Below are 21,715 nucleotides of genomic sequence, written 5' to 3'. Positions count from 1 at the left end.
ATGTTTTGAAATTAATATACTGTTTTATATGATTTTTATTTTTTATCTCAGTATAGAATGGCTGTTTTTAGTCACCTATTATAATCCTTGTGTCATGAAATTTATGTACATATTGGTGTACATGAAATATCATAAAAAGACTAGACGTAAGGAGAAATAAAGATGGCGGTAAGTGATTCATGGTTAAGAGCGGTAAATGGTAAACCACAAGCTAAAATGGTGACGAAATCAGACAGAGAGGGTTTATCAGTTCGTGTGACTCCAAAAGGTAAAGTCATTTTTCAATATCGCTATCGTTGGCAGGGGAAAGGTGATCGGATAGACATTGGAACGTATCCGGCAATCAGTTTAAAAGATGCGCGTGATAGTGCGCTTTTTTACCGTGGTGAACTGGGACAGCACAGAAACCCGAAAGTGGTCAAACGTACACGTAAACAAAAGTCAGTTGAAGCGCGCACCGTTGAGTCGGTTATCAGGGACTGGTGGGGAAAATCGCTTAAAAATGCACAGGTAAAAGCGGGTGAAATATTACGGTCATTTGAAATTTATGTTTTTCCCAAGATAGGCAATTTGCCCCATGACGAAACCCACTTGCATGTCTGGCTATCGTTAATCGAAGAGGTGGTAAAAGTAAAATCGGCGATAGGAGCACGGATTTTACTTTATGCAAAAACCGCCCATCGGTGGGGGATACGCAGGGGGATTATTTCTTTAAATCCGCTTATCGATGTGACTGCCCAAGACTTAGGGGTGGTAAAGCACCAAGGCGAGAGAGTGTTGAGTAACAACGAACTCAGGGTATTATTTGCGTTAATTGATGCGCCAAACTATAACCCTAGAAACGCCTTGATAATCAAACTGGCGTTGTTGTTTGGCTGCCGGATAGGGGAATTGCTAAAAGCGAAAATGGCCGATTTCGATTTCACTAAAGGAATATGGACAGTGCCACCTGAAAATCATAAAACAGGGCGAAAAAGCAAAAAGCCCATTATCCGGCCTATTATTCCAGCGGCAGAGGAATTGATAAAAACGGCTAAAAAATTAAGTCATGGCAGCGATTATTTGTTTATTGTATCGGAAGGGAAACCTTTGTGTGTCAGTGGGCATATTAGTTTTATTAGCAATCTCAACAAAAAAATGGCGTTAAAATTTGAAAGCTATACTCACTGGTCAATTCACGATTTACGTAAAACCATGCGTACGGGGGTTGCGGAGTTAACTCAACCCCATGTTGCTGAAATCATGTTAGGACATAAATTACCGGGGGTTTGGCAGGTATACGATAAGCACACCTACCTAGAGGAACAGCGAGAGGCTTATGAGCGCTGGTGGAATAAAGTTAATCAAATCGTTTACCCATCTCCCAATCCATAATATCCTGCCGGGCAAAATTAAGCTCATCAGACCTAAACCGAGGGCGTGGAAAACCTTCCCGCCGTTGGTATCCGTTACCCGCCCACAGTCTGATAGTGTGAGTTGACACTCTATACCTTTTTGCCAGTTCACTGGTTTTGACAAAAGGGGATTCATTCATAGGATTTTCTCCTTTATTACATCTTTTCGATATGGATAATTTAAATGGGGTAAATTCAGGTGGGATAATAACTATTCGCTCTAGACTATTTCTTCAAGGTATCGATAAATATTCCTATATAAATCAAGAGTGCTGGCACTATCATGATACCAATAACCAGTAGTTCTTGCCTACCTAAATGAATATTGCCTAATTCACCACGTTTGAACCTGATTTGTGGATCTATGACGGCATCGGCGTGCGCGAGATGTCCAACAATGAGTTCGAAGGCAAACGCTGCACTGATAAAAAGTAATGTTGTGATTAATAATTTGATGATGTTAAGTTTCATGGTTGAACCTTTTAAAATGGGCTTATTTCTTAACGCAAATCGCTTTGGCGTTAATATCCTTGAAAGTTTCCAATTCACGCTCAAACTGTTTAGCGGCGAATTGGCACATATTTTCAGTGTCAAATTCCTGAGTATGAACACTTGCAAAGTTACTCGATGCATAAGGGCTGGCGTACATGGCTAAAATTAAAATCCACATGGTGAGTTCTCCGTTGTTAATACGAATGAGAATGATAACTATTTGATTTTAAAATATAAATATTTGTAAGTTTAAGGTTGATTCTTTATTTCTCTGCTATATTTACTTGGTTGTGTGTTTGCTATTCACAATTTTTCCCTGGTGTTGACCAGCCTAGCGCTGGTCTTTTTTATTTCCTTTTCATCGCTTCCAGTAATAAATCCTGTATTGCCCGTTTTGAATTGCGCCTTTCCACGACCACTTCATCGAGTGTATCTTTAGCGACGATATGGTGAATAAAGACAGGGCGGTTATGCCCGGCTTGCGCTTGACGAGTAGGGCCGATACGTTCGATAATTTGCTGGTACTGCTCCAAGTCCCACCAGTGGGAGAAAAAAACCAGAATATTACCCCCGTCCTGTAAATTTAAGCCGTGTCCACAGCTTGCAGGATGGGCAAAGAGCATCGGAATTTTGCCATTATTCCAGTCCGTAAGGGTTTGTGGGTTAGCGTCTAACATTTTGCCTTTTGGAAATGCTTTTAACAGTCTTTCAAGGTCATGTTTCCAGTGGTAAGCTGTCAACGATCACCGAAAACTGATCCACTTTTTATCTAAATCCGATCAATCAAAATTGATCCACTGTTTTACTCAGTTATTGCTCCTGAGCGCCGCTTATCTTTCAATCGGTAGCTTTCACCGCTTAATTGCAGTACATGCGAATGATGAAGTAAACGATCAAGCATAGCGGCAGTTAATGTTGCGTCATCAGCAAAAGCACTTGGCCATTGCCCAAATGATAGGTTACTCGTCAATATGACACTGCCATGCTCATAACGCTTGGCAATCACATTGAAAAACAGGTTTGCTTCTTCTCGCCCAAACGGCAGGTATCCAATCTCATCGATAATCAACAACTTCGGGGCCATCACCGAACGTGATAGATATTGTTTGAGCTTATTTTGTCGTTTGGCAGTTGAGAGTTGCAACATCAGTTCAGCTGCCGTGGTAAAGCGGGTTTTCTTCTTGGCCTGTACTGCTTTTAATCCTAACCCAATAGCTAAATGCGTTTTGCCTACACCGCTTGGGCCAAGCAACACGACATTTTCATTACGTTCAATAAACGTTAATGCGCTTAATTCCTGTATGTGTTGTTTGGGGATCCCCGTTGCAAACTTAAAATCGAACGTATTAAGTTCTTTATGTGCTGGGAATCCTGCCATCCGACTCAAAAGATTACGAGTTCGTTCATCTCGTTGTTGTTGCTCACATTTTAACAGGGACAGTAAAAACTCTCCGTAGCTTTTGTCTTGGGCAATGCATTTTTCGGCAAGTGATGACCAATGAGTCGGAATAGAATTTAATTTCAATGACTCACACAGGTGTTCAATTTGTTCATGCAATAACATGTTCACCTCCCAGTAATGCTTCGTATACGCTGATTGAGTGTTGCAAACTGACAGATTCAAGGGGCGGTACGATAGGGATATTAAGCGTATTAGTCTGTGGGATAGATTGGCAAACCCTTGCTGGTAAGGGTAGAAGAGACTTAACTTCCTTAGCTAATCTATCTGCTGGCTTCTCTAACGTTGTTCCATGAATTCGCTGATGGGCAACGCGTTGTAACCATGGACCCACTTTTGCATTAGCTATTTCAATATCCAGTTCAAGATTATGAGCACGAAGGTCGGTGTTTAATGGCACGATAAAGCTGTTTTTTAAATAGTGGTTAAAGCGCTCTACTTTCCCTTTCGTTTTTGCCCTGTAGGGCTTGCAAGCCTTCAATTTAAACCCGTAATCTTTCGACATTTGAAGCATTTCGACATGTAATTTATGATCACCTTCTGCATAAGCATCCCGTTCGATGATGAGGGATTTTGCGTTATCACACAATACTTCCTGTGGTACACCACCAAAGTAGTCGAAAGCTTCTCTTAAACCTTGCTGCCACGATTCTGCTCGTTCATTATCAAAGAACTTTACATAACTCGCACGCGAATAGCCTAGCGTTGCAACAAACGCTTTCAGCGATTTTTTACCTCGCCGGATGCTGGTGAAGTCGATTTGCATTTGTTGACCTGGCTGTGTTTCAAAACGGACGACTACTTCGGGAACAATGCTTGGTTTAAATTGACAAACAAATCGGCGTAATTGAGCAATACCACCTTGATAGCCGTTTTCAACTACCTCATCAAATAAGACTGTTGCAGGGATCCAATCAGGTTTAGCCAGTTCAATTCGCTGAAGCAAATAAGGTTTAAAGGGGGATAATTTAGTCGGTTGTTGACTTCTTTTAGCATAAGTTGGCATTGTCTGTTGTTGTAAATGATGTTTTACGGTGTTACGGGATATACCCAACTCACTGGCAATTTTTCGAAGGCTTTGTCCTTGTGCAAAGCGAACATGAATATCCACAAATATCTCCTTGGTTAACATAAATTATCCGTACAAAAATGTGCGAATAATACCAAGTGGATCAGTTTTAGATGATCGTTAGTGGATCAGTTTTGCATGATCGGTGACAGTAAGCAACCAGTACAGGCATTCCTCCGGCTTCATTGACAATACTTTCCAGCGCCTGGATTTTGGCATCGTGTATTTCTGTCCAGTTGTGATTGTCATCGCTATAAATAGCGCCTGCTGCAATTTGCAAACATTTTATTGTTTTGGCAGCAGTATTTAACGCTTCGATAGCGCTATCGCCCAACTCAAGAAACAGTTCTTTTTCCATCGCCTGATAGTGCGCTCGTGCTTTTGCAGATAGTTCAACATTGATAACGTTGTGTATCGGTTCATCGATATCAAACCAGTCAGCGGCGTTAAGGGATAACGTGACATCCCTGAGAGCTGCCTGAATTTGAAGATGTGCAAACCCCAAAGGCTCAAATTTACTCCACTGCTGTCCGGGGAACTGGATACGATTAAACCAGCGAGACGTAAACGCATTATGCGTTCTGCCTAGCCGTTCGCCCTGGTCAACAAACCACGCTTGCCCCCATAAGTCCATCAGGCCATTGGGTGAAGGTGTGCCTGTTAGGTTTACCCATCGATGAACCGATTTATGGGCGATTTTGGCAAGGGCTGCGGTGCGTTTACCCCCTTTGCGTAGCCGGAATGATTTTAACCGAGTGCTCTCATCGGCAATAATCGTACCAAAAGGCCAATTTTCTCCGAGGATGTCAACCAGCCAGACGAGATTGTCATAATTGATAGTAAATACGCTGGCATGGGTATTTTTGAGTGCTGCCATTCGTGATTTGGTGGGGCCAATGATGGGTTGCACTTCGATATTATGGAGATGGTTCCATTTAAGCACTTCATCCGGCCAGGTGGATTGGGCTACCCGTAAAGGGGCTAATACCAATGTGGGTTTGGTTTCACTGCCTGCAAGATAGAGATTTTCTAACGCCGTCAGCGTTGCTGCCGTTTTACCCATTCCCATTCCCGCCCAGACATTTGAGCGTTTTATATCGAGTAGGTGATTGATAATGAGATCTTGGTAAGGGCGAGGGGTGAAGGTTTTAGCGATTGTCTTTTGTTCAGGCGACAATCTGGATAGTTTTGTCATGGGTATGTAATCCGTTCCAGTTCTTTTTCATGGGGAGTTTGTCAGCCAGATACTGGTCATAAAGTCGCTGTGCGCCTTTTCTAAGTAAAACAGGGCGATAGCTAATGAAACTATTTGCACCATGTGGGCTTATTTCGTTTTGTTTTTCGGTTAAATATTTATCCCGAGCGGTAGCGGCAACACGCCAGCGTAAATTGTTACCGGACTTACTTTCGTTGTAGAGCCATTTAAGTCCTGCCAGAAAATGATTTATCTGCTGACTGTTTACCCCGTTAAGCATTTTGCTAAATTGGGTAGGGGTCATACCTTCTTTGAAGAGATTTTTAAGACAATCGTTTTCGGTTTCAAGTTGTTGAACCTGTACACCTAATAATTGAACTTTTTTATGCTGAGCAGCCCATGCAATTGCGGATTCAGCAGGGTCAAGGAAATTAGGTAAGCCTAAATTTGTAGGGTCATTCGGTAATGATTTTTGATTAAAGTAAGCAGATTCCATTTTTTCAAAGAAAGACCAGGCTTCATCGGTATCAACAATTTTTGACATGCGAGCGGCACCTTTTTCTGTATATAAGGTAATAGCCCGTGCTTTGTTCGAAATTTGTGCGTAAATATTATTTACTCGCAAATGTGCTAGCGCTTCCCCCGTAACATTGAAATAGTGAATACCTTCAATAAAACGAGATTTATTATTAGATAAATTCATTCTGATATTTGAGGCTTCGGTGCCATAACCAGAAGCGAGAGTTTCAGTCGTCACAACACGAACATTTTGCCACTCAATAACGGGTAATTGATTTGAATCGATAGTAATTAAATTTTGCATAAGGGTATCTCACAATAGTTAAATTGATGAAAAATTGCCCCTATAAAAAGGGGCGTTAAGATTAAATTAGTGACGTTCTAAGAAGTGGGTTAGTTCACCTTCATACCACTGATCGGTGCGAGCAGTGATTATCGCGATTTGTTGATGGTGGAATTGTTCAAAAAGCTGCTTTATTTCCGCTAAAACAGTATCGATATTTTCACGCTTACGTAAAATTCGCTTAATCGTCTGCTTTTCAGCGTCATTGATAATTTGTCGCAGTGCCTCAGTGATGTAGTAAATACGTCGACATTCGTCAGCCATTAACGGTATATGCTCTACCTGAAAACGCTCCGGTGATGGCGTGCCAGTTACTTCGCGTAACGCTAGCCACACCGCATTACTCAATGAACGCTCAAACCGGAAGCCATTTGTCATACACCAAACTAAATGCGTCAGATTACGGGTGTCTGAATGACTAAAACGCTCTACGGCTTTTGGTTGATATTTTGAGGTAAAGTTACTGGTCTGATTAACTGTTTGCTTATCGAGAATATCCAGCACCCATTTTCTGAATTCTTTTGCTACTGGCGTATTAGCGAACATGGCGATCAGATGTGCGCCTCTTAGGGAGAAAATTCGTACCGTTTTTTCACGTAAGCTATTGTTTATTCCATTGAACGTCAAATTGACGGTCATTGACATGCCAGGTGTAAATTCGTCTTTATTGCGATCATAAATTCTTGTAACAGAGTCGATGCGTGAGTATTCCAATGCTTTAGCAAGCACAGCAGAAGTAAACCAGATTTCTCCATTATGGGAAATAGTTTCAAGAATAGTATTGCGGAAAATTAAAGTAGTCATAGTAATGATTTCCTTTCTAGGATTAGGATAATCACCACCTTTGAGGTCAATCTTGGGTGGCGAACTGGACGAGGTTGACCTTACCGGCTAGAAAGGACCCGGCGAGCCTTTCGGCTCCCCCATCCAGCCCACCATTGATTCTTGATATGGTAGGCTGACGCATAAAAAAACACGCTATCGGCGTGCTATGCGCCTTTCTAGTTACAACGAGAGGTCAATCCCGACATCTGATTTTGCAGATGCAAATAAACTATAGCGCATGATTTCTTCTTTCGTCAACTAAGTTAATTTTTAACTGATAGCGGGTAAAATGCTGCTTAGATCCTGACTGTCCAGTAGGATAACCTGATGGCCTAGGGCAAAAAGCCGTGCGTGTTCGCGTAATTGGTAGGGGGTAGGTTTTTCGCCCAGTGCTTTACATTCCACAAAAATAATCTTGCCATTGGGCAGGGCGACTAATCGGTCAGGTACACCCCGCCGCCCGGGTGAAACAAATTTATAGGCAATACCGCCGATTTTTTGCACTTCACGCACCAAATGTTTTTCGATACTCTCTTCCCTGATTAACCGCATGAATACATCCTTTTAATATTTTCCCGTTTTATTTGCATAATGCAAAAATCGGCGCGGTTCTCACTCCAGATACGGTTATTGCGATTGCGTGCCAATCGGTTTGCCTGTGCCCATGCGCGTGCGGCTTCATGGTATTGCCCTGACTGTTCAAGGTGAACTGCATCCTGCGCCGCCTTGAAATAAAGGGGGCTGTCGTTTTTTCTAAAGGCCATGCTAACTCCAAAAATAAACGCCTTCCTAGTCGGCTGGGGGGCTATCGTTCTTAGGTGGCGAATAGTGGGGTAAATGTGTTTTAAGTATTTTTTCAATAACCGAGGTTGCTGAGGGGTTACCTTGTAGTTGAATGGTATTATTGCGGTACAGGTTAATATACACCCCACAGGCTAATTCATAGCATATAAAATTCCCTTTCATTTTTGGCATAATTTTGCCTAATCCGCATTTTTCTAGAAAACTGGAAAACGTAGCTATCTGGTAAGGGTATTTTTTCAGCGGTAATATATTTAGTTGGTCTTGCATAGTGGATAAACCTTATTGTTTCCCTGTTAATCGTGACGAATACTTTTTTATTCTTTTCGATAGCGATAGGTCTCAAAGCCATTGGCACTAAGCGGTAAATCAAAAGCCCAGTCAGGCTTGGCACTTAACAGTGCGCTTAACCCCTCAGCGGAAAATTGTGGGGTATCGGGCGCTTCGCTGATAATCTCATCATGGACGGTTAAGACAATCTCATAACCCGCCTTTTCAATAGACGGCATGTTACAGGCTAATACATCCCGAGCGGCAGCCTGACAGATATTTTCAGTAATTTTCCCCCCGTAGGTTTTTAGCCTTTCCCATTTACGGCTGTAGGGGTTAGTCCCCATGTAGGTAATTTGTCCATTCTCTATTCGCGCAGAAGGGTAGCAAAGACTACGACCTGACGGTAGACAAATTCTGAGCCAGCTTTTATCGCGCCGGACGCTAAGTTTACGGCACTTAAACGCTTTCCCCGGTGACTGAATCGCTTGTTTTACGGCGTCTTCAATGTCGTACCAGAATGATACGGTTTGTGGATGGGCATTGCGCCACATGCGCTTAAGGGAATCGCAGGTAACAAAGACTTTTTCGCTGAGGCCATAAGTTTTATCTGTTTCAACAGATTTTTGATACCAGCTTATTGCCTCTCGCTTAACGTTATGCGGTATATTAGGTAATGCGGCTTCCGCCAATTCATCTAAATCCAGGCCATAGGCGAGGGCAAATGTCAAAAATGCCGCAACCCCACCGCCATAGCCTAATCCAAGCTCCATCACCTTACCGATTTGTCGTTGAGCTTTAGTGACGTTTTTAGGTAATAGATTAAACGCGCGCGCATAGGCGAGTTTATAGAGGTCATCACCTTTGTCGTTATCAAACTCGCTAAAAGCGTTGACTTTCCAGTTTTCGCCCGCCAGCCATGCCAACATGCGACCTTCAATATTGGATAAATCGGAAATAACCAGCTTCTTACCCTGCGGGGCAATAATACATCCTCTAAGCGCAGAACTGGTCAGTTGCATAATGTCATCGCAAATCAGCTCGGCGCAACCCGCTTTTAACGCTTCAACCCCCTCATCAATCGTCTTTTGGTCGAGCGTGGGTCTAGGGAGATTATCCGGCTGAAAAATACGTCCCGCCCATCGTCCAGTACGTGAAGCGCCACAAAACTGTTTGGTTCCTCGAAGTCGTCCATCTGCACTCACCGATTTCAACAGCGCTTTATATTTACTGGTGCTGGTTGTGCACGATTGCAGACGGACTGACAGCAGTTCACGTAAAGCCCGTGGAATATCAGGGTCATTAACGCGTCGCTGTAGCGTGCTGGCCTGCATATCCGGTAATGTGATGCCAAATGACGCGGTGATATGCTGTAGCAGAGCATCGCGTTGGGTCGCAGCCTGTACAGCGTTACCTGTTAATTGCTGTGTGACGGTTGATAACCGTTTCTGCTCGCTTTCAACCGCGGTCAAAGCGCTTTTCGCCAGTTCAACATCCATACACATCCCCCGGAGATTAATTCTTTGGTCTAACTGCCATAACGTTGTTTCATTAAAATTCATATTCCAACGCGGTAAATGTTGATAAATCTCGCGCATGGCTAAAATATCAGAACCTGCGTATTTTAAAACGTTGCCATTCTTCGAAATGTGTTAACGCCGTGGCGCGTTGTATTTTGCTGTTTTTAGGGCGTGGTTTGCAAAATAACTGTATGAGCGCTTTACCTTCTTTATCTTTGGTTTTATCGCTGTTGACGTTGAAGATATCGCAAAGCGAACCAAGCGCACCGGGTAAGCCATGTGCCAGTGCTTGTACAAGCGTGTCGTGAACACGGGATAAGGGTAAGTCAATATTTAACACGTGTTTTAAAATTACCGTATCAAACATACCGCCATTGTGCCAGACGGTTAAGATCGCAGGGTCGTCAAGACAGGTTTTTAAATCTGTGGGCATCGTTTTATCTTGCGTCACATCCCAGACCTTGACAGAGCCATGATTATAAGCGTAGGCAAAAAGTAATATTTCTGCATTTTCAGCATAGCGATGCGTACCACAATTAATCGGAATATCGCTATAGGTTTCTAAATCGCAAAACAGTAAATTTTGCATGTAAAAATTCCTCAATACTTAAATTGATGAATGATTACCCCTGTAAAAAGGAGCTTTAAGATTAAATAAAGGGCGTTCTAGGAAGTGGGTCAGTTTACCTTCGTATCAGGAGTTATCAGTACACGAGATGCTTTAATAAGAAAGCGGTTTTTATTTTTGTTTTTTTTATTAAAAAACTAAACTTAATTATAAAAATTAAATTATAATAGGGATCTTTATGAAAACTCGCGATGTACTAACAAGTCATTTGATTTCGTTTATGGAAAAACAGGAACATGATTGTTGGAATATAAAAGATATTGAATTTCGTTATATTTACGCCAACAAAGCTATGTTTTTTAATTCCTGTTTACCCATGAACTTTAATATCGAAGGTCGTCGCCCTTCTGAATGCCCTGCATCGTGGAGTGAAAATAGTGGTATACTTGAAAGAGAGGCCGAAATTATTCAGAAATTAGGTAAGCCAATATATTCTATTGTCACACACATCTCAGGAAAAGAGCAGACATTTCGTTCTTTTTTTGTTGAAAAATTTCCTTACTTCCATCAGAATGAAATTATAGGTACCTTAAGCCATTCAAAAAAAATATCCCCTCGATTACTATCAGAAGCTTTCTTTAAGAATCCCACGACACCTTCTTTTTTAACCAATCACCCACCGAATAATTTATTTACGACTGAAGAGCTTAATGTGTTTTTTTTGTTATGAAACTTATGAGCAATCAAGAAATAGCATTGCGGTTAGGTACATACTCTTGTGTTGTAGAGCAAATAATACAACAGATATATAAAAAGATTGATATTTACACACGAAAACAACTGAGAGATTATGGTATCGCTGAAGGTTTTGATAATTACTTTCCACCATTTTTGTTAAAAGGATTGTTATAAATTACTATCATGGGTTATTAGCTCAGTTGGTAGAGCAGTGGACTCTTAATCCATCGGTCGCAGGTTCGAACCCTGCATAGCTCACCATTTTACTGATGGCTTTTTGCCAATCGTTTATTCTCTTTTCTCAGGTACTGGTTTTCTTCTGCCAGTAGTTGGATCATATTGATTAATGTTCTGGTTTCCTCATCAGCGTAAACGGGTTGTTCCAGGTTAAGCAGATAATGGTGGTTGTTACTGGGATTAGTAAGTGCAATGGTTTCACTCATATTATCTAATTTCATGTTTAACTCTCCTCAAGGAATATAGCGCGATGCCTGATTATTTCACCACCTCAGGCGGCGGTAGTTTCCCTGGTGTTAACTTGCCAATAACTCTTCTTCCTCAGCCATGCTCAGGTCGTCAAATTCGTCAACAGAAGCCACACTTCCACCGCTAAATGCATCACCATCCCGGAAAAACTGAACGCCTCTTAATGATGCTGAAACGCCTTTACCGTTATTGTCATAGGCGTAAAACTCAATGGTGGCGTTAACGTAGCAGCCTGAGTAGGGGCGTCCGTCCTGTGCAGTTAATGGTGAGGTATTACGGTCAATGACTAATGGGCGGGATTTATTACTGGCGCTGATATACAGGTTTCCGGCGTAGCCGTCGTATTCTTTATTGTCGCCATCGCGTAAGCAAAAACGGTTAGGATTATTGCAGATGTTATTATAGATTTTTTCGATATCCTTGGCGCCCCATTTTTCCCCAATCACACGTTTGATACCGGTTTTAATTTCCGCAATCAGGTCAGTACGACTTTTAGCGATAAGGAAAGTGGCGCGGTATTTAAATTCACTCTGACCACTAAATTGAGAGGGTTCAAACAAATCAGGAAAAGCCAGACGTACGTTGTTTAATTTGATTTTCATAGTGTTACCTTTTAATTAAATGGATTTATCAGCGAGTGACGCTTCGGTCACATCGTCGAAGTCGTTTAAGGGGTTAGTAATAATGGCAGGTCTTGGGTCTGATTCCGGTGCGATGACGGGTTTACCGTCTGCTCGTTCAATAAGTGCTTCCAGTTTTGCCCAGCGACTCGGTTTGTCTTTTTTAAGCAATTTTTCAGCCTGTGGTGGACTGATAATTTTCTTGTGGTAGATTTGTTCCTGTTTAAGTTTGGCATTTTTTAACAGTGCTTCGGCTTCACGCTCATCACCCCAGGTGCGATTACCCTGTTTGCCAGTCACCAGTTTAAAGCCTGGTACCGACTGCCCGTTGTGTAATGTTTCGGCGACCCGATTTCGCAGGGCTTTACAAAAGCTCTCTATCAAATCAACATGCTGGTAGAGTTTTGCCATTTGTGCAGGGGTTAGCAGCGTAATGCGTTTGATAGCATCACTTAGTTGGGGGTTCAAAGGCCGAGTTAAATCGACAAAATCGCCTCTGACTTCATTATGGACAAACTGCGCCTGAGCAAAACACAATCCGCCTTTTGCTTTGCAGAACTGGCATTGCTTGATACCCGGTGAAAAGGCACTATCCGGTAGCGCATCAAGCCCGTCGCGCTCGGCGAGGATTGCCATCTCCATGGCTTTTTGCGCCCGCAATCGGGCCAGGTCACCAAAGTCTTTTAAGTCCTCAACCGATAGCGCCCATTCAGACAGGTGGTTAAGTCTGGGCTGATGAATAAAAAGACGAACCGTTTTGAAATCATAAACAAGGTCAAACTGCTGTAACGCCCCTAGCGCGTAGAGCATGAGCTGCTCGTTGTTCGGGGCATATACTTTAACGCCTTTACCGTATTTTAGGTCATGGATTTGTAGCTCATCCTCGCTGATAATAATCGCATCGGCGGTACCAAAAGAATTCTCTACGCCAATGACCGCTGAAAAATCCACCCGTTCTTCAACCTGTAAGATTTTTCCGTCCGCTAGTTGCCAGACGGTATCAACATAGGTCTGGACGTGTTCAATCATCTCTTCATCCACTTGTGGCGAATTAGCTTTCAACAAGGGATACGTGCCGATATAATCCTTTGCATCAAAACCGTAGGTTCGTCTACACCCTTCGCTAAACGGGTTTTGACGCATTGTTAGGATACTTTCCGCTAACGCATGCGCCGCGCTGCCTTCTTCCGCAAACGGCGATGTTTTATCGGGTAAGGTGGCTTCTACTGCGAGACTGGCGCTACATCTCATCCATCTATGCGCTGAGGAGGGGGAAAGTTTTGCATGTTCAGCCATCACTACCCTCTGCGTTATCATCGGCTAAAACGCGTTGGGCTTTCTTGATAAACTGAACCAGATTGTCATCAGGAATATCACCTAGCCTTTTAGCGTTGAATTCATCGAGTATTTTAACGACTTCATTCCGATAGCCTTTTTTTGCCAATTCAGTGATCAGTTTTGAAGACTTAGTTCGTGGGTCTTCAGCTTCTACCAATTTCACTTCCGCCGGTGTAGGCAATTCACGCACTAATGACAAGGCAAATTCGCGACGATCGGTAATGCCAAAGAGATTATCCCAATTAGCCAACGTTTTTAGGCATATCGTAAAAATTTTAACTTTGGGAAGAAATGTCACCTTAGGTAATCCATTTAAGGCGCAATAAAGTGCATCAATTTGTCCGGTAACACTATTTGCTTTCTCAGATGCAAGCGTTGCGGTGGCTTTAGCGACTTGCGTACTGTCAGGTTTAAGCGCTTTGTCACCAAACAAGACGGATAGGGCGACGACGTGACGCAAATCAAGCGATTCAATATCAACCGGTTCGGGCTTAGGTTCAGGTTCAGGCGCTACTTTAGGGGTTTCAACAATCGGTTTAACGGCTTTAGCAGGTTTGGTTTCTGCCCGAAGGGTTTTAACCTTTTTCTCGGCGACAACCGGTGTTGGTTTGTCTTCAGCGCTAGCGGGCACTTCGATAGTAATTTTAGGCTCAATCACTTCTTGAGGCTCAACCATAGCTGATGGCACGACAGGTTGAGGCTTAACGTCCGGTGTGAAGGGTTTTGGTTTGTTCGCCCTTGTCGGTTCATTTGGGTCACTCGGGTCATGTTCAGTATGTGCGACCAACTGACTAATTAACATTTTATGGGCTTCGGCCAGTTGATTGTGTGCCATGATCATTTGCGTGTGGTTTTCTGCCAGTCTTGCCAGCAGGGGGCTATTTGCGGTAAGCATAATGCGTTGACCTCAACGGTATATAGTGACAGGGAACTGGTGATTGCCATTGCGTTTTAACGCTTCTAATTTTTGTAAATAGCGTAAACGCCGGACGTTGTTGTTCATCGGAAATCGCTCCGATGAAAGGATTTTTGCTTTTTGCATGGTGGTTTTTCCGATGGAATGGGCTAGATAGGGTATGCCTGATTATTTAGCCACTTCAGGCAGCAGTGGTTTCTCTTGTACCCCTACAGAGAGAAATAAGCTAAAATAATCTCACCCTTACAGAGTGAGAAAATTAAGCCTATGAACAACACTTGGTGGCAGGAATTTGTTCGTTTCTTCCTGCAAGGAATAACCCTAAATCGGCTGATTTATATGCTTATTATTTTTGTGTTGTTAATATTCATCACGCCCGCATCAATAAAAGACTGGATTAATTCCAGTAGTCCAGAGATTTTTTCATCTTACTGGCTTTATTTTGTTTTCTTTCTTGTGAGTTATGTTATTGCACAATTAATTAGTTTTCTGACAGTGTTTACTAAACGAAGGTTCAGGAATTTGATTGAATGTCCAAACAGGGCTGCAATATTAAATACATTAACACACGATGAAATTGATTTACTTAAGCATATTGTTAGGTCTGGCGAGATTGTTGAATTGCCAACGCAAAACGAAACTGTCAAAGGGTTAATAAGAAAAGGCATAATCGCTTATTATGATTATCCTGATGCTCCGATGGTTTTTACTGGGGATGAGAAACAGCTTTTCAAACTAACTAACTATTACAAAAATATTTTAAAGTTTGTAGATATTTAAGTTATTTTATTGAGGGAAAAGTCCGCCATTCAATCTCCTGAAGCCGATGAGCACTAACTAAAAACACAGTGCTAACCGATTCTCTATCAAAAAACCTAATTGATAGGTGCTTATTTTTAGCAACCATTATCGGTTACTCCAAAATATTAATAGGTTGTTGTAATGCGCTAAGGCGGTTTTTTGCGTAGCCAGCCAATCCTCAAGTTCTTCACTGCTTAAATTCGGGTTGAAAAAATAAGGTTTTTTATTCATGAATTTATATCCTCGGCTTAACTGTCATCACCGTCTGTAAGTGGCTTCTCAGAAATACCTAACCCCTGAAAATCTTCCGGATTAAGCCCGGAACTACGTAAATGGAATAACATTGAACAAAGCTGCGACTGGTATTGATTGGCGCTTGAAAATAAACTGGACATTGGGCTTTGGCGAAGTGATCTTGGAAGGCGCTCATTAACCCCCCCTAAACGCATAATTTGTTGTTCAAAATGTTCTGCACATCCTGAAATATAAAATAGTCGCTCTTTTAAGTCAGAAAGGGTGGCTAATTCTGTTTTCAGCCACTTAATTAACGCTTCAAGACTTAAGCTAGCTGTGTAAATAAAGGGTTCATTGCCATAGTCCTGTGTTTGATCCTCTTCACTTTTCAGCTTGAAGTCATCATCATCATAATGATTATTTGAACGGGTTGATTGCATTTTCTTAACCTCAGATGGTAGAGATAGATTACTGTCGTCACTCACCATAGGCCACTTCGCAAAATGACCTATAATTAGTGTTTTTGCGTTTGTACAGTCTGGTATGGCTGCCTGTCCCTTGACATTGCTGTCTTGCAAAGAGCGGATCGCACTCAATGCAACGTGCACCGCTGCACTCATACAGACATAACGCGCTGTACATTCCGACTTTCTAAATTGTTAAAGAGCGTTGATTACTTAATATTAGCTATGCTGATTTATTTGTCAATAGCAAAGCTAATATATTTGAGTGAAATAATGCTAATGGGGTAGTTAAAGTTTTTTTATTTAAAGAGGGGGTAATAAAAAAGTCGGAATAAACCGACTTAATAACTAAATTTGTAAGCCTAAAGAGTTATGTGTCAACCTACTTTCAATCCTTTCGCCTTAGCAATTTCTTCAAATAAACGGTCATAATACCGTTTTTTTTCTTGAAGGGATTCATGAAGTGAAGTTTGTTCACTTTCAGGTAATTGATTTATAAGCTTTAATAAAGCTAATTCCCTGTTAGTGATTGAAATTTCTGGTTGTTGAGTAGGTGTGTTTGAGTCTGAGTCTGTTTCCCTGACATATTTGAGAAGTGATGATAGCTCAGGTTTTATAGCCTCAGGTGAAACATGAAGGATCTTGGCAAATTTAATTATTGTATCTGTGTTTAGAGGAACTTTTCCGTTTAAATACTGGCTAACAGCGCCCTGAGTGTTAAATCCAAGCTCTTCCGCCGCTTTTTCTTGAGTTAGAGAAAGCGCTTCTTTTTTTTCATTCCATAGTTTTTTTAAACGCGCCGCAGCTTGTTTATCTTCAGGAGTTATTCGTCTCATATATATATACCTTATTTGCGTTACTAATATTTTTCAAATAGTAACGCTATTGACTAAGGTTATCAGCAATACTAATATTATTGGATTTTAATAGGAGGCAATATGACACTCAATGAATATCTTCTGCATAAGAAAATTAGTCAAACATCGTTTGCTACAATTGTTGGCGTATCACAAGGTTTTATCAGTCAAGTTATAGCGGGTAAATATAAACCTAAAGGATGTAAAGCCATTGAATGGTCACGAGCTACTGAATGGCTCGTAACGCCACACGAATTAAACAGTGACGATTACCCTAATGTAACTGATGGGCTTCCAAAAACTAATTCATAAAACCTTAAAGGCAAAATAACCCATGCAAATAAATTATTCTGTCGGGCGTAGTGTTACTGATCAGCGCCCGAGTCCTGCTGTTGCTGGCTCATATGACGAGCGTGATCACCTAAAAACATGGGGTGCGTTGCCTGATGAATGGGTGCACTTCGATTTAGTCCTTGGCTATACCGATAGATTATTACCTGTGGTCTGTAATGCTGAGGCTACGATTTCGCCTTCTAGTAAAATGAAAGCACTAGGTAAAACGCCTTCAATCTATAATTCTCAGCGACAGGTTATTGGTATAACCGAATGGACTAGCAAATCTTCCTCAGGGGCAGATATTGAAAAATGGATGATGGAGCCTGATTACGGTATATGTGTCAAAACGGGCTCTGGCATAGTAGCACTGGATTGTGATAGTGACGATGTTGATGTCCAAGCACGTATCCAGGCCTTTATGCTACAGTCCTTTGGTCAAATCCCACCACGCCGTTTTCGAAATAACAGTAACAAATGCCTTTACCTCATCGCAGTAGAAGGTGAGTTTTCTAAACGTGTACATCGATTAAAAAACATTTTGGGGATCATTGAGCTTCTCGCTAAAGGGCAACAATTTGTTGCCATCGGCGCGCATCCTACTGGTGCCCGGCTTCAATGGGATAATGATTTACCGTCTGAACCTTTTATGATCACTGAAAAACAATTGAATGGTTTTTGGAAGGACTTAGCGGATGAATTGCCCGTTGTGTCGTCGTCAGAGTCTGATCGCGTAGGTAAAGTAAGAGACCGTTCGATCGTAACGCCTAATGCAACCGATGAAGTCGCTGAGTTCTTGGATAGCCAGGGGCTAACACTAGACTATGGGCGTAATGGTGAACGCTATATCACTTGCCCTTTTGAAAGCGGACATAGCACTGATAGTGGGGTCACCAGTACGGCGTATTTCCCTAAAAATACAGCGGGGTTTGAAGTAGGGCATTTCAAATGTCTTCATGCCAGTTGTGCACATCGAAACGATGGCGATTTCTTGCACGCTATTGGGTTTGGTAAAGATGATTTTGATGATCTGTCGGATAATAAAACTGAAGAGGGTTTTACCGATATCAATATGGATATGACAAGCCATTTCCTTGAACGTTTTATTTATGTAGTCAAAGGTGATCAGGTGTGTGATTTATCACGGCCCCCTTATAATTGTGTTATTGAGATGAAATCATTTAAAAATCTGATGGCGCCTTTTCAAATACCATCAATAAGTAAAAAAGGTCAACCAACTTCTGCAACGAAACGCTGGATAGAGCATCCTAAAAAACAAGTGGCTGAAAGTATTGGATACCAACCCGGCAAAGGACGTTTAATTAAACGACATGATGGGCGCTTTGATATTAATGAGTTTTATCTACCTGACCATGCGAAGGTTTCGAATTTTGATAAATCAGATAACATCTTTCTTAAACACATGGAATACCTTTTGCCTAAAAAAGAGCAAAGGGACTTTTTCATTGCGCGTTTAGCCTGGATAGTCCAACGCCCCGATCGTCGATGCCCTATTACTATTCTTCATATATCGTTGTTACATGGAACGGGCAGAGGATGGGTGATTCAACTGATGGAAAAAATTCTAGGCTCCTGGAATTGTACAAGGGCGAAAATGGATGTTATCTGTAAAAATCAATACCATGACTATTTACATCATTCTCTACTATGTACCGTGGATGAAGTAAGAGAAAACACGGATAAGCGGTATTCAATTAGCGATCAACTACGTGACATTCTTACCGAGCCTAGATTTGAAGTTAATAATAAATATGGAAAGAAAATAACTGAAGACATTTTTACCAGCTTTCTGTTTTTATCAAACCATATAGATGCCATTATTATCCCCGAAGAAGACAGACGTATTGCAGTCTTTGGGGGGCCTGATCACTTACAAGATGTCAAGTATTATGAAACCCTTTATCGTCATTTACAAGACGCTAATTTTATATCACAGGTATTTTGGTACTTAAAATCCATTGATTTGAATCAATTAAATTGGCAAAGAGCGCCTGATACTGAAGAACGGCAAATTATGATAGAAAGTAGCCGTTCAGATGTTGCCAAAACCTTGCACGATTTGATTGATGCGCCTATTTCTCCCGTTATGACCTATCAGCAGATAGTTAATTTTATTATTGGTGATATGGGTTCAGCAGTGGAGATCAACGCTAAACAAATTACGGCGATTTTAAGAGCAAAAGGGTTGACGCAATATGCAAAATTAAAATTTAAAGGCGACACAGTTCGTCCTTGGATACTTGTTAAAAAAAGAAAGTTAACAAACGAAGAAGTACGTACCGAATTAGAAAAATGCGAAAATTTACAAGAGAAGGTGGTAGGTGGCACTTACTTTTAAAACTTTTATTTTTTTTAAGAGCGAGAAAAGTGGCAGGTGGTGGCATATAAAAGAATAACTGCCACCTTAAAAAAATCAATAAAATCAAAGCATAAACCCTAAAAGGTGGTAGGTGGCATGTGTTTTAACATATTACGTGCGAGATAGTGTAATATTATGTTACATAATATACGTGTTTTATATATATGTTTAAAGTATCTGCCACCTCCCCCCTTTTTTGTAAAGATGTAGATACGGTAAGGCTTAGTACAGGGGGCTGATAGGTATTTTAAGCACCACCCTGTGCCACCTCTACGTTTTTCACACTTCTAGGAGGAGCGAAAAGATCATGAGCAGAGACATTGAGAAAATACTACTCCACTGGGGCGGTTGGTGTGCGGGTAATCCGTATGCCTCGGTGAGCTGGTTGCCTGTGGCATCAGGTTTTAATCGCTTCATGCCATTTTCCACCTCCCGATTATCGTGCAGTGATGCGGATGGGCTGGTGATTGATGTATGCGTCAGTCGCCTTAACACGGTGGGGATGGCGAGAGAGTTGAGTTACATTGAGGATTATTATATCCGTGGCATCTCCAAGCGCGCCATCGCGCGAAAGTTTGCGGTACGCGAGGATGAGGTGCGAAAAAGAATGCAAATTGCGGAAGGATTTGTTTTGGGATGCTTAGAAACCCTTGATATTCAATTAGATATCGACACATTGTACAAATATCGTACAAATAGTTATCAAACACTGGTGCGACCGCAAAAGGTATGCTAAAGTGCCCACAATGATTTTTTGCGTCCAGCAGAAATGTACGCTGATAAATAAAACCTCGATTAATTATTTTTTTGCTCACCTCGCTTTTTGCGGGGTTTTCTTTTTTAGTTTTGTTGTTACCCAAATAGTTATATCTTGTTTGTGCACTACTTTTTATAAGCTCGTAGGGTACATATAAGGTAATGTCACAGGTATCGTATGCGGATTATTATAAAAAATAAAAATGAAGTTGTTTGGTATAGAAACATTGAAAAAGGTGAAGGCATGGCATCAAAGGGATATACGAAGGACGGAACGCAACATGAAATTATATCCGCCCTGGAATATGCACTAGAACAGTCTAGAGCGGAGTTAATGTGCTGGAATGACAGATATAGAATGTCTGAGGGTAGCTGAGCCTCCACCAAGATCTAGTGTTATGTTCCAATATCCATTATGCGGAACAGTAAGTTGAGCAGGTAGTCTTTTAAAAAATCCGCCACCGCCATGATGATGAAATGTTCTTCCATTACGATAATTATTAAATTCAGAGTCTGTTGTCATAAGTATGTTGCATTGATGGGTACAATTTATAACAACAGTGTCACCTGTGTTTAATTGCATTCTTTTGTGTAAGAAATTCATTAATAATTAGTCCTGTATATAAACAGGGCTTTACACAGATCATCAAGTGGAATAAACTAAATGCGTGATCACATGTAAAACCTTGTCGTTTTATCTTCTGTCCCTGATAGTTATCGCTATCAGGGATTCCTATATATAGTGTCTACTACTCAAAATATACACTATATGTCGTTATTATATTCTTGAGCAAAAAAAGATCAACGAAAAGATCGACTTACGAATTTTTAACATCTGCTTGATGGTGGGCTTTTTCATTTACGCCACCGCAATACTCACAAAAACAATAATGAAAATGAGTAAGGCGGCTGGCTTCCTGTTCAATTGTTAAACATGAGGTTAAAGTATGGACGAACGTATAGAAGTATTAGAAAGTAGAATAGGTAAATTGGAAAAACAGTTCACAGAGATGAATAAAGTGAACTACTGTACTAAATTAGAACATAGTGTTAATGCTATTCTTCAAAATGCTTTAGATTTAACCCATGTAAAAAAGGCTACATCCAATTTTAAAACAAATTGTAAAGTTACTTATCAACAAGCAGTCATAGACAAAGTCTTGGTAAAAGATAATTTTATATTAGAAGCTATTATAAATCAGCCATCCCTTAGATTGGTTACTCTGGGCTGAATTGAAAGTTTATCTCAAATATCTATTTGATGCTTTGAATTCTTTTTTGGAAAATTATCATGAAAAATTTATGCCCTCCTCTTTTTTAACAAATAATTCAAAGCA

At 41.2% G+C, this 21,715-nt stretch carries 27 protein-coding genes, 1 tRNA gene and 3 pseudogenes; 9 read left to right on the top strand and 22 right to left on the bottom strand.

Translation table 11 applies throughout. The annotated features are described in order from the left end of the window. Positions 1-162 precede the first annotated feature (162 nt). A complete protein-coding gene (locus ArsFIN_RS18680) occupies positions 163-1,374 on the top strand; it encodes a tyrosine-type recombinase/integrase (RefSeq protein ID WP_135678107.1) in 1,212 nt (403 codons plus the stop codon). Here the strand turns inward: ArsFIN_RS18680 and ArsFIN_RS18675 are convergent. From ArsFIN_RS18675 to ArsFIN_RS18615, 13 genes and pseudogenes are all read right to left on the bottom strand, one after another. Then, entirely contained in the window at positions 1,340-1,534 is a 195-nt protein-coding gene (locus ArsFIN_RS18675; protein ID WP_135677566.1) for a hypothetical protein, read from the bottom strand. The two genes, ArsFIN_RS18680 and ArsFIN_RS18675, sit on opposite strands and share 35 nt — an antisense overlap. An 85-nt stretch (positions 1,535-1,619) precedes the next feature. Continuing rightward, positions 1,620-1,865 (bottom strand): hypothetical protein, encoded by a 246-nt coding sequence (locus ArsFIN_RS18670; RefSeq protein WP_135678106.1) that lies wholly within the window; start codon positions 1,863-1,865, stop codon positions 1,620-1,622. Positions 1,866-1,887: 22 nt separating this feature from the next. Continuing rightward, positions 1,888-2,064: a hypothetical protein gene (locus tag ArsFIN_RS26555; protein WP_167876708.1), complete on the bottom strand. Its 177-nt coding sequence runs from the start codon at positions 2,062-2,064 to the stop codon at positions 1,888-1,890. Between the two features lie 169 nt (positions 2,065-2,233). After that, positions 2,234-2,626: pseudogene (locus ArsFIN_RS18665) on the bottom strand (ATP-dependent helicase); the annotation flags it as partial. A gap of 62 nt (positions 2,627-2,688) precedes the next feature. Further along, a complete protein-coding gene (gene istB / locus ArsFIN_RS18660; RefSeq protein ID WP_135677409.1) occupies positions 2,689-3,450 on the bottom strand; it encodes an IS21-like element helper ATPase IstB in 762 nt (253 codons plus the stop codon). Beyond that, positions 3,437-4,477 carry an IS21 family transposase gene (gene istA, locus ArsFIN_RS18655; RefSeq protein WP_135677417.1) on the bottom strand — a complete coding sequence of 347 codons (1,041 nt, stop codon included), beginning with the start codon at positions 4,475-4,477 and terminating at the stop codon, positions 3,437-3,439. Before istA ends, istB begins: the two co-directional genes overlap by 14 nt. 88 nt (positions 4,478-4,565) lie before the next feature. Beyond that, positions 4,566-5,609: pseudogene (locus ArsFIN_RS18650) on the bottom strand (SNF2-related protein); the annotation flags it as partial. Next, positions 5,581-6,432 (bottom strand): ORF6N domain-containing protein, encoded by an 852-nt coding sequence (locus tag ArsFIN_RS18645; protein ID WP_135678102.1) that lies wholly within the window; start codon positions 6,430-6,432, stop codon positions 5,581-5,583. The gene ArsFIN_RS18645 and the pseudogene ArsFIN_RS18650, both read right to left, overlap by 29 nt. A 66-nt stretch (positions 6,433-6,498) precedes the next feature. Further along, positions 6,499-7,275, bottom strand: coding sequence for a BRO-N domain-containing protein (locus ArsFIN_RS18640; protein ID WP_135678100.1), 777 nt, complete (start codon positions 7,273-7,275; stop codon positions 6,499-6,501). A gap of 291 nt (positions 7,276-7,566) precedes the next feature. Beyond that, positions 7,567-7,848, bottom strand: a complete 282-nt coding sequence (locus ArsFIN_RS18630; protein WP_026824175.1) for a PDDEXK family nuclease — start codon at positions 7,846-7,848, stop codon at positions 7,567-7,569. Next, positions 7,839-8,060 (bottom strand): ANR family transcriptional regulator, encoded by a 222-nt coding sequence (locus ArsFIN_RS18625; protein WP_135678098.1) that lies wholly within the window; start codon positions 8,058-8,060, stop codon positions 7,839-7,841. The genes ArsFIN_RS18630 and ArsFIN_RS18625 overlap by 10 nt, the downstream gene beginning before the upstream one ends. Positions 8,061-8,085: 25 nt before the next feature. Further along, complete coding sequence (locus tag ArsFIN_RS18620; protein ID WP_135678096.1) at positions 8,086-8,367, bottom strand: hypothetical protein; 282 nt, start codon at positions 8,365-8,367, stop codon at positions 8,086-8,088. Between the two features lie 47 nt (positions 8,368-8,414). Continuing rightward, a pseudogene (locus tag ArsFIN_RS18615) lies at positions 8,415-10,476 on the bottom strand (DNA polymerase). 217 nt (positions 10,477-10,693) lie between these two features. Between ArsFIN_RS18615 and ArsFIN_RS18610 the strand changes: the two are divergent. The 3 genes from ArsFIN_RS18610 to ArsFIN_RS18605 all read left to right on the top strand — a co-directional run bounded on the left by ArsFIN_RS18610 (position 10,694) and on the right by ArsFIN_RS18605 (position 11,454). Then, on the top strand, positions 10,694-11,185 hold the full coding sequence (locus ArsFIN_RS18610) for a PAS domain-containing protein (protein ID WP_135678094.1): 492 nt from the start codon (positions 10,694-10,696) through the stop codon (positions 11,183-11,185). A gap of 5 nt (positions 11,186-11,190) precedes the next feature. Further along, complete coding sequence (locus ArsFIN_RS26550; protein WP_167876707.1) at positions 11,191-11,367, top strand: hypothetical protein; 177 nt, start codon at positions 11,191-11,193, stop codon at positions 11,365-11,367. Between the two features lie 11 nt (positions 11,368-11,378). Further along, positions 11,379-11,454 (top strand) — tRNA-Lys (locus ArsFIN_RS18605). A gap of 2 nt (positions 11,455-11,456) precedes the next feature. On the opposite strand, the gene ArsFIN_RS18600 is transcribed toward ArsFIN_RS18605, so the two are convergent. The 5 genes from ArsFIN_RS18600 to ArsFIN_RS28310 form a co-directional block, all read right to left on the bottom strand. Further along, entirely contained in the window at positions 11,457-11,651 is a 195-nt protein-coding gene (locus tag ArsFIN_RS18600) for a hypothetical protein (RefSeq protein ID WP_135678092.1), read from the bottom strand. Positions 11,652-11,726: 75 nt separating this feature from the next. Further along, on the bottom strand, positions 11,727-12,281 hold the full coding sequence (locus ArsFIN_RS18595; RefSeq protein ID WP_135678090.1) for a DUF2815 family protein: 555 nt from the start codon (positions 12,279-12,281) through the stop codon (positions 11,727-11,729). Positions 12,282-12,296: 15 nt separating this feature from the next. Then, positions 12,297-13,616, bottom strand: a complete 1,320-nt coding sequence (locus tag ArsFIN_RS18590) for a DUF2800 domain-containing protein (RefSeq protein ID WP_135678088.1) — start codon at positions 13,614-13,616, stop codon at positions 12,297-12,299. Then, positions 13,588-14,532 carry a hypothetical protein gene (locus tag ArsFIN_RS18585; RefSeq protein ID WP_135677573.1) on the bottom strand — a complete coding sequence of 315 codons (945 nt, stop codon included), beginning with the start codon at positions 14,530-14,532 and terminating at the stop codon, positions 13,588-13,590. The genes ArsFIN_RS18590 and ArsFIN_RS18585 overlap by 29 nt, the downstream gene beginning before the upstream one ends. 12 nt (positions 14,533-14,544) lie before the next feature. After that, positions 14,545-14,679, bottom strand: coding sequence for a hypothetical protein (locus ArsFIN_RS28310; RefSeq protein ID WP_276489382.1), 135 nt, complete (start codon positions 14,677-14,679; stop codon positions 14,545-14,547). Positions 14,680-14,820: 141 nt separating this feature from the next. On the opposite strand from ArsFIN_RS28310, the gene ArsFIN_RS18580 reads away from it, so the two are divergent. Then, a complete protein-coding gene (locus ArsFIN_RS18580) occupies positions 14,821-15,333 on the top strand; it encodes a super-infection exclusion protein B (RefSeq protein WP_135678086.1) in 513 nt (170 codons plus the stop codon). A 126-nt stretch (positions 15,334-15,459) separates the two neighbouring features. Here the strand turns inward: ArsFIN_RS18580 and ArsFIN_RS28305 are convergent, their stop codons facing one another. From ArsFIN_RS28305 to ArsFIN_RS18570, 3 genes are all read right to left on the bottom strand, one after another. Further along, positions 15,460-15,585: a hypothetical protein gene (locus ArsFIN_RS28305; RefSeq protein WP_276489381.1), complete on the bottom strand. Its 126-nt coding sequence runs from the start codon at positions 15,583-15,585 to the stop codon at positions 15,460-15,462. 17 nt (positions 15,586-15,602) lie between these two features. Further along, the gene (locus ArsFIN_RS18575; protein WP_135678084.1) at positions 15,603-16,208 is read right to left on the bottom strand and encodes a hypothetical protein; all 606 of its coding nucleotides are present in this window, start codon (positions 16,206-16,208) and stop codon (positions 15,603-15,605) included. Between the two features lie 221 nt (positions 16,209-16,429). Further along, positions 16,430-16,888, bottom strand: a complete 459-nt coding sequence (locus tag ArsFIN_RS18570) for a helix-turn-helix domain-containing protein (protein WP_026824194.1) — start codon at positions 16,886-16,888, stop codon at positions 16,430-16,432. A gap of 102 nt (positions 16,889-16,990) precedes the next feature. Here ArsFIN_RS18570 and ArsFIN_RS18565 point away from each other — a divergent pair, with 102 nt between their 5' ends. From ArsFIN_RS18565 to ArsFIN_RS18555, 3 genes are all read left to right on the top strand, one after another. Continuing rightward, entirely contained in the window at positions 16,991-17,221 is a 231-nt protein-coding gene (locus ArsFIN_RS18565; protein WP_026824195.1) for a helix-turn-helix domain-containing protein, read from the top strand. A gap of 22 nt (positions 17,222-17,243) precedes the next feature. Then, the gene (locus ArsFIN_RS18560) at positions 17,244-19,601 is read left to right on the top strand and encodes a DUF5906 domain-containing protein (RefSeq protein ID WP_135678082.1); all 2,358 of its coding nucleotides are present in this window, start codon (positions 17,244-17,246) and stop codon (positions 19,599-19,601) included. A 328-nt stretch (positions 19,602-19,929) separates the two neighbouring features. After that, positions 19,930-20,358 carry an antiterminator Q family protein gene (locus ArsFIN_RS18555; protein ID WP_135677676.1) on the top strand — a complete coding sequence of 143 codons (429 nt, stop codon included), beginning with the start codon at positions 19,930-19,932 and terminating at the stop codon, positions 20,356-20,358. A 351-nt stretch (positions 20,359-20,709) separates the two neighbouring features. On the opposite strand, the gene ArsFIN_RS18545 is transcribed toward ArsFIN_RS18555, so the two are convergent. Beyond that, the gene (locus ArsFIN_RS18545) at positions 20,710-20,961 is read right to left on the bottom strand and encodes a DUF1883 domain-containing protein (RefSeq protein ID WP_246067171.1); all 252 of its coding nucleotides are present in this window, start codon (positions 20,959-20,961) and stop codon (positions 20,710-20,712) included. A gap of 364 nt (positions 20,962-21,325) precedes the next feature. Between ArsFIN_RS18545 and ArsFIN_RS18540 the strand changes: the two genes are divergently transcribed. After that, a complete protein-coding gene (locus tag ArsFIN_RS18540) occupies positions 21,326-21,610 on the top strand; it encodes a hypothetical protein (protein WP_135678080.1) in 285 nt (94 codons plus the stop codon). The last annotated feature ends 105 nt before the right edge of the window (positions 21,611-21,715 follow it).

It is taken from the genome of Arsenophonus nasoniae (genome assembly GCF_004768525.1).
Taxonomy (GTDB): Bacteria; Pseudomonadota; Gammaproteobacteria; order Enterobacterales; family Enterobacteriaceae; genus Arsenophonus; species Arsenophonus nasoniae.
This window is presented reverse-complemented; position numbering and strand designations above follow the sequence as displayed.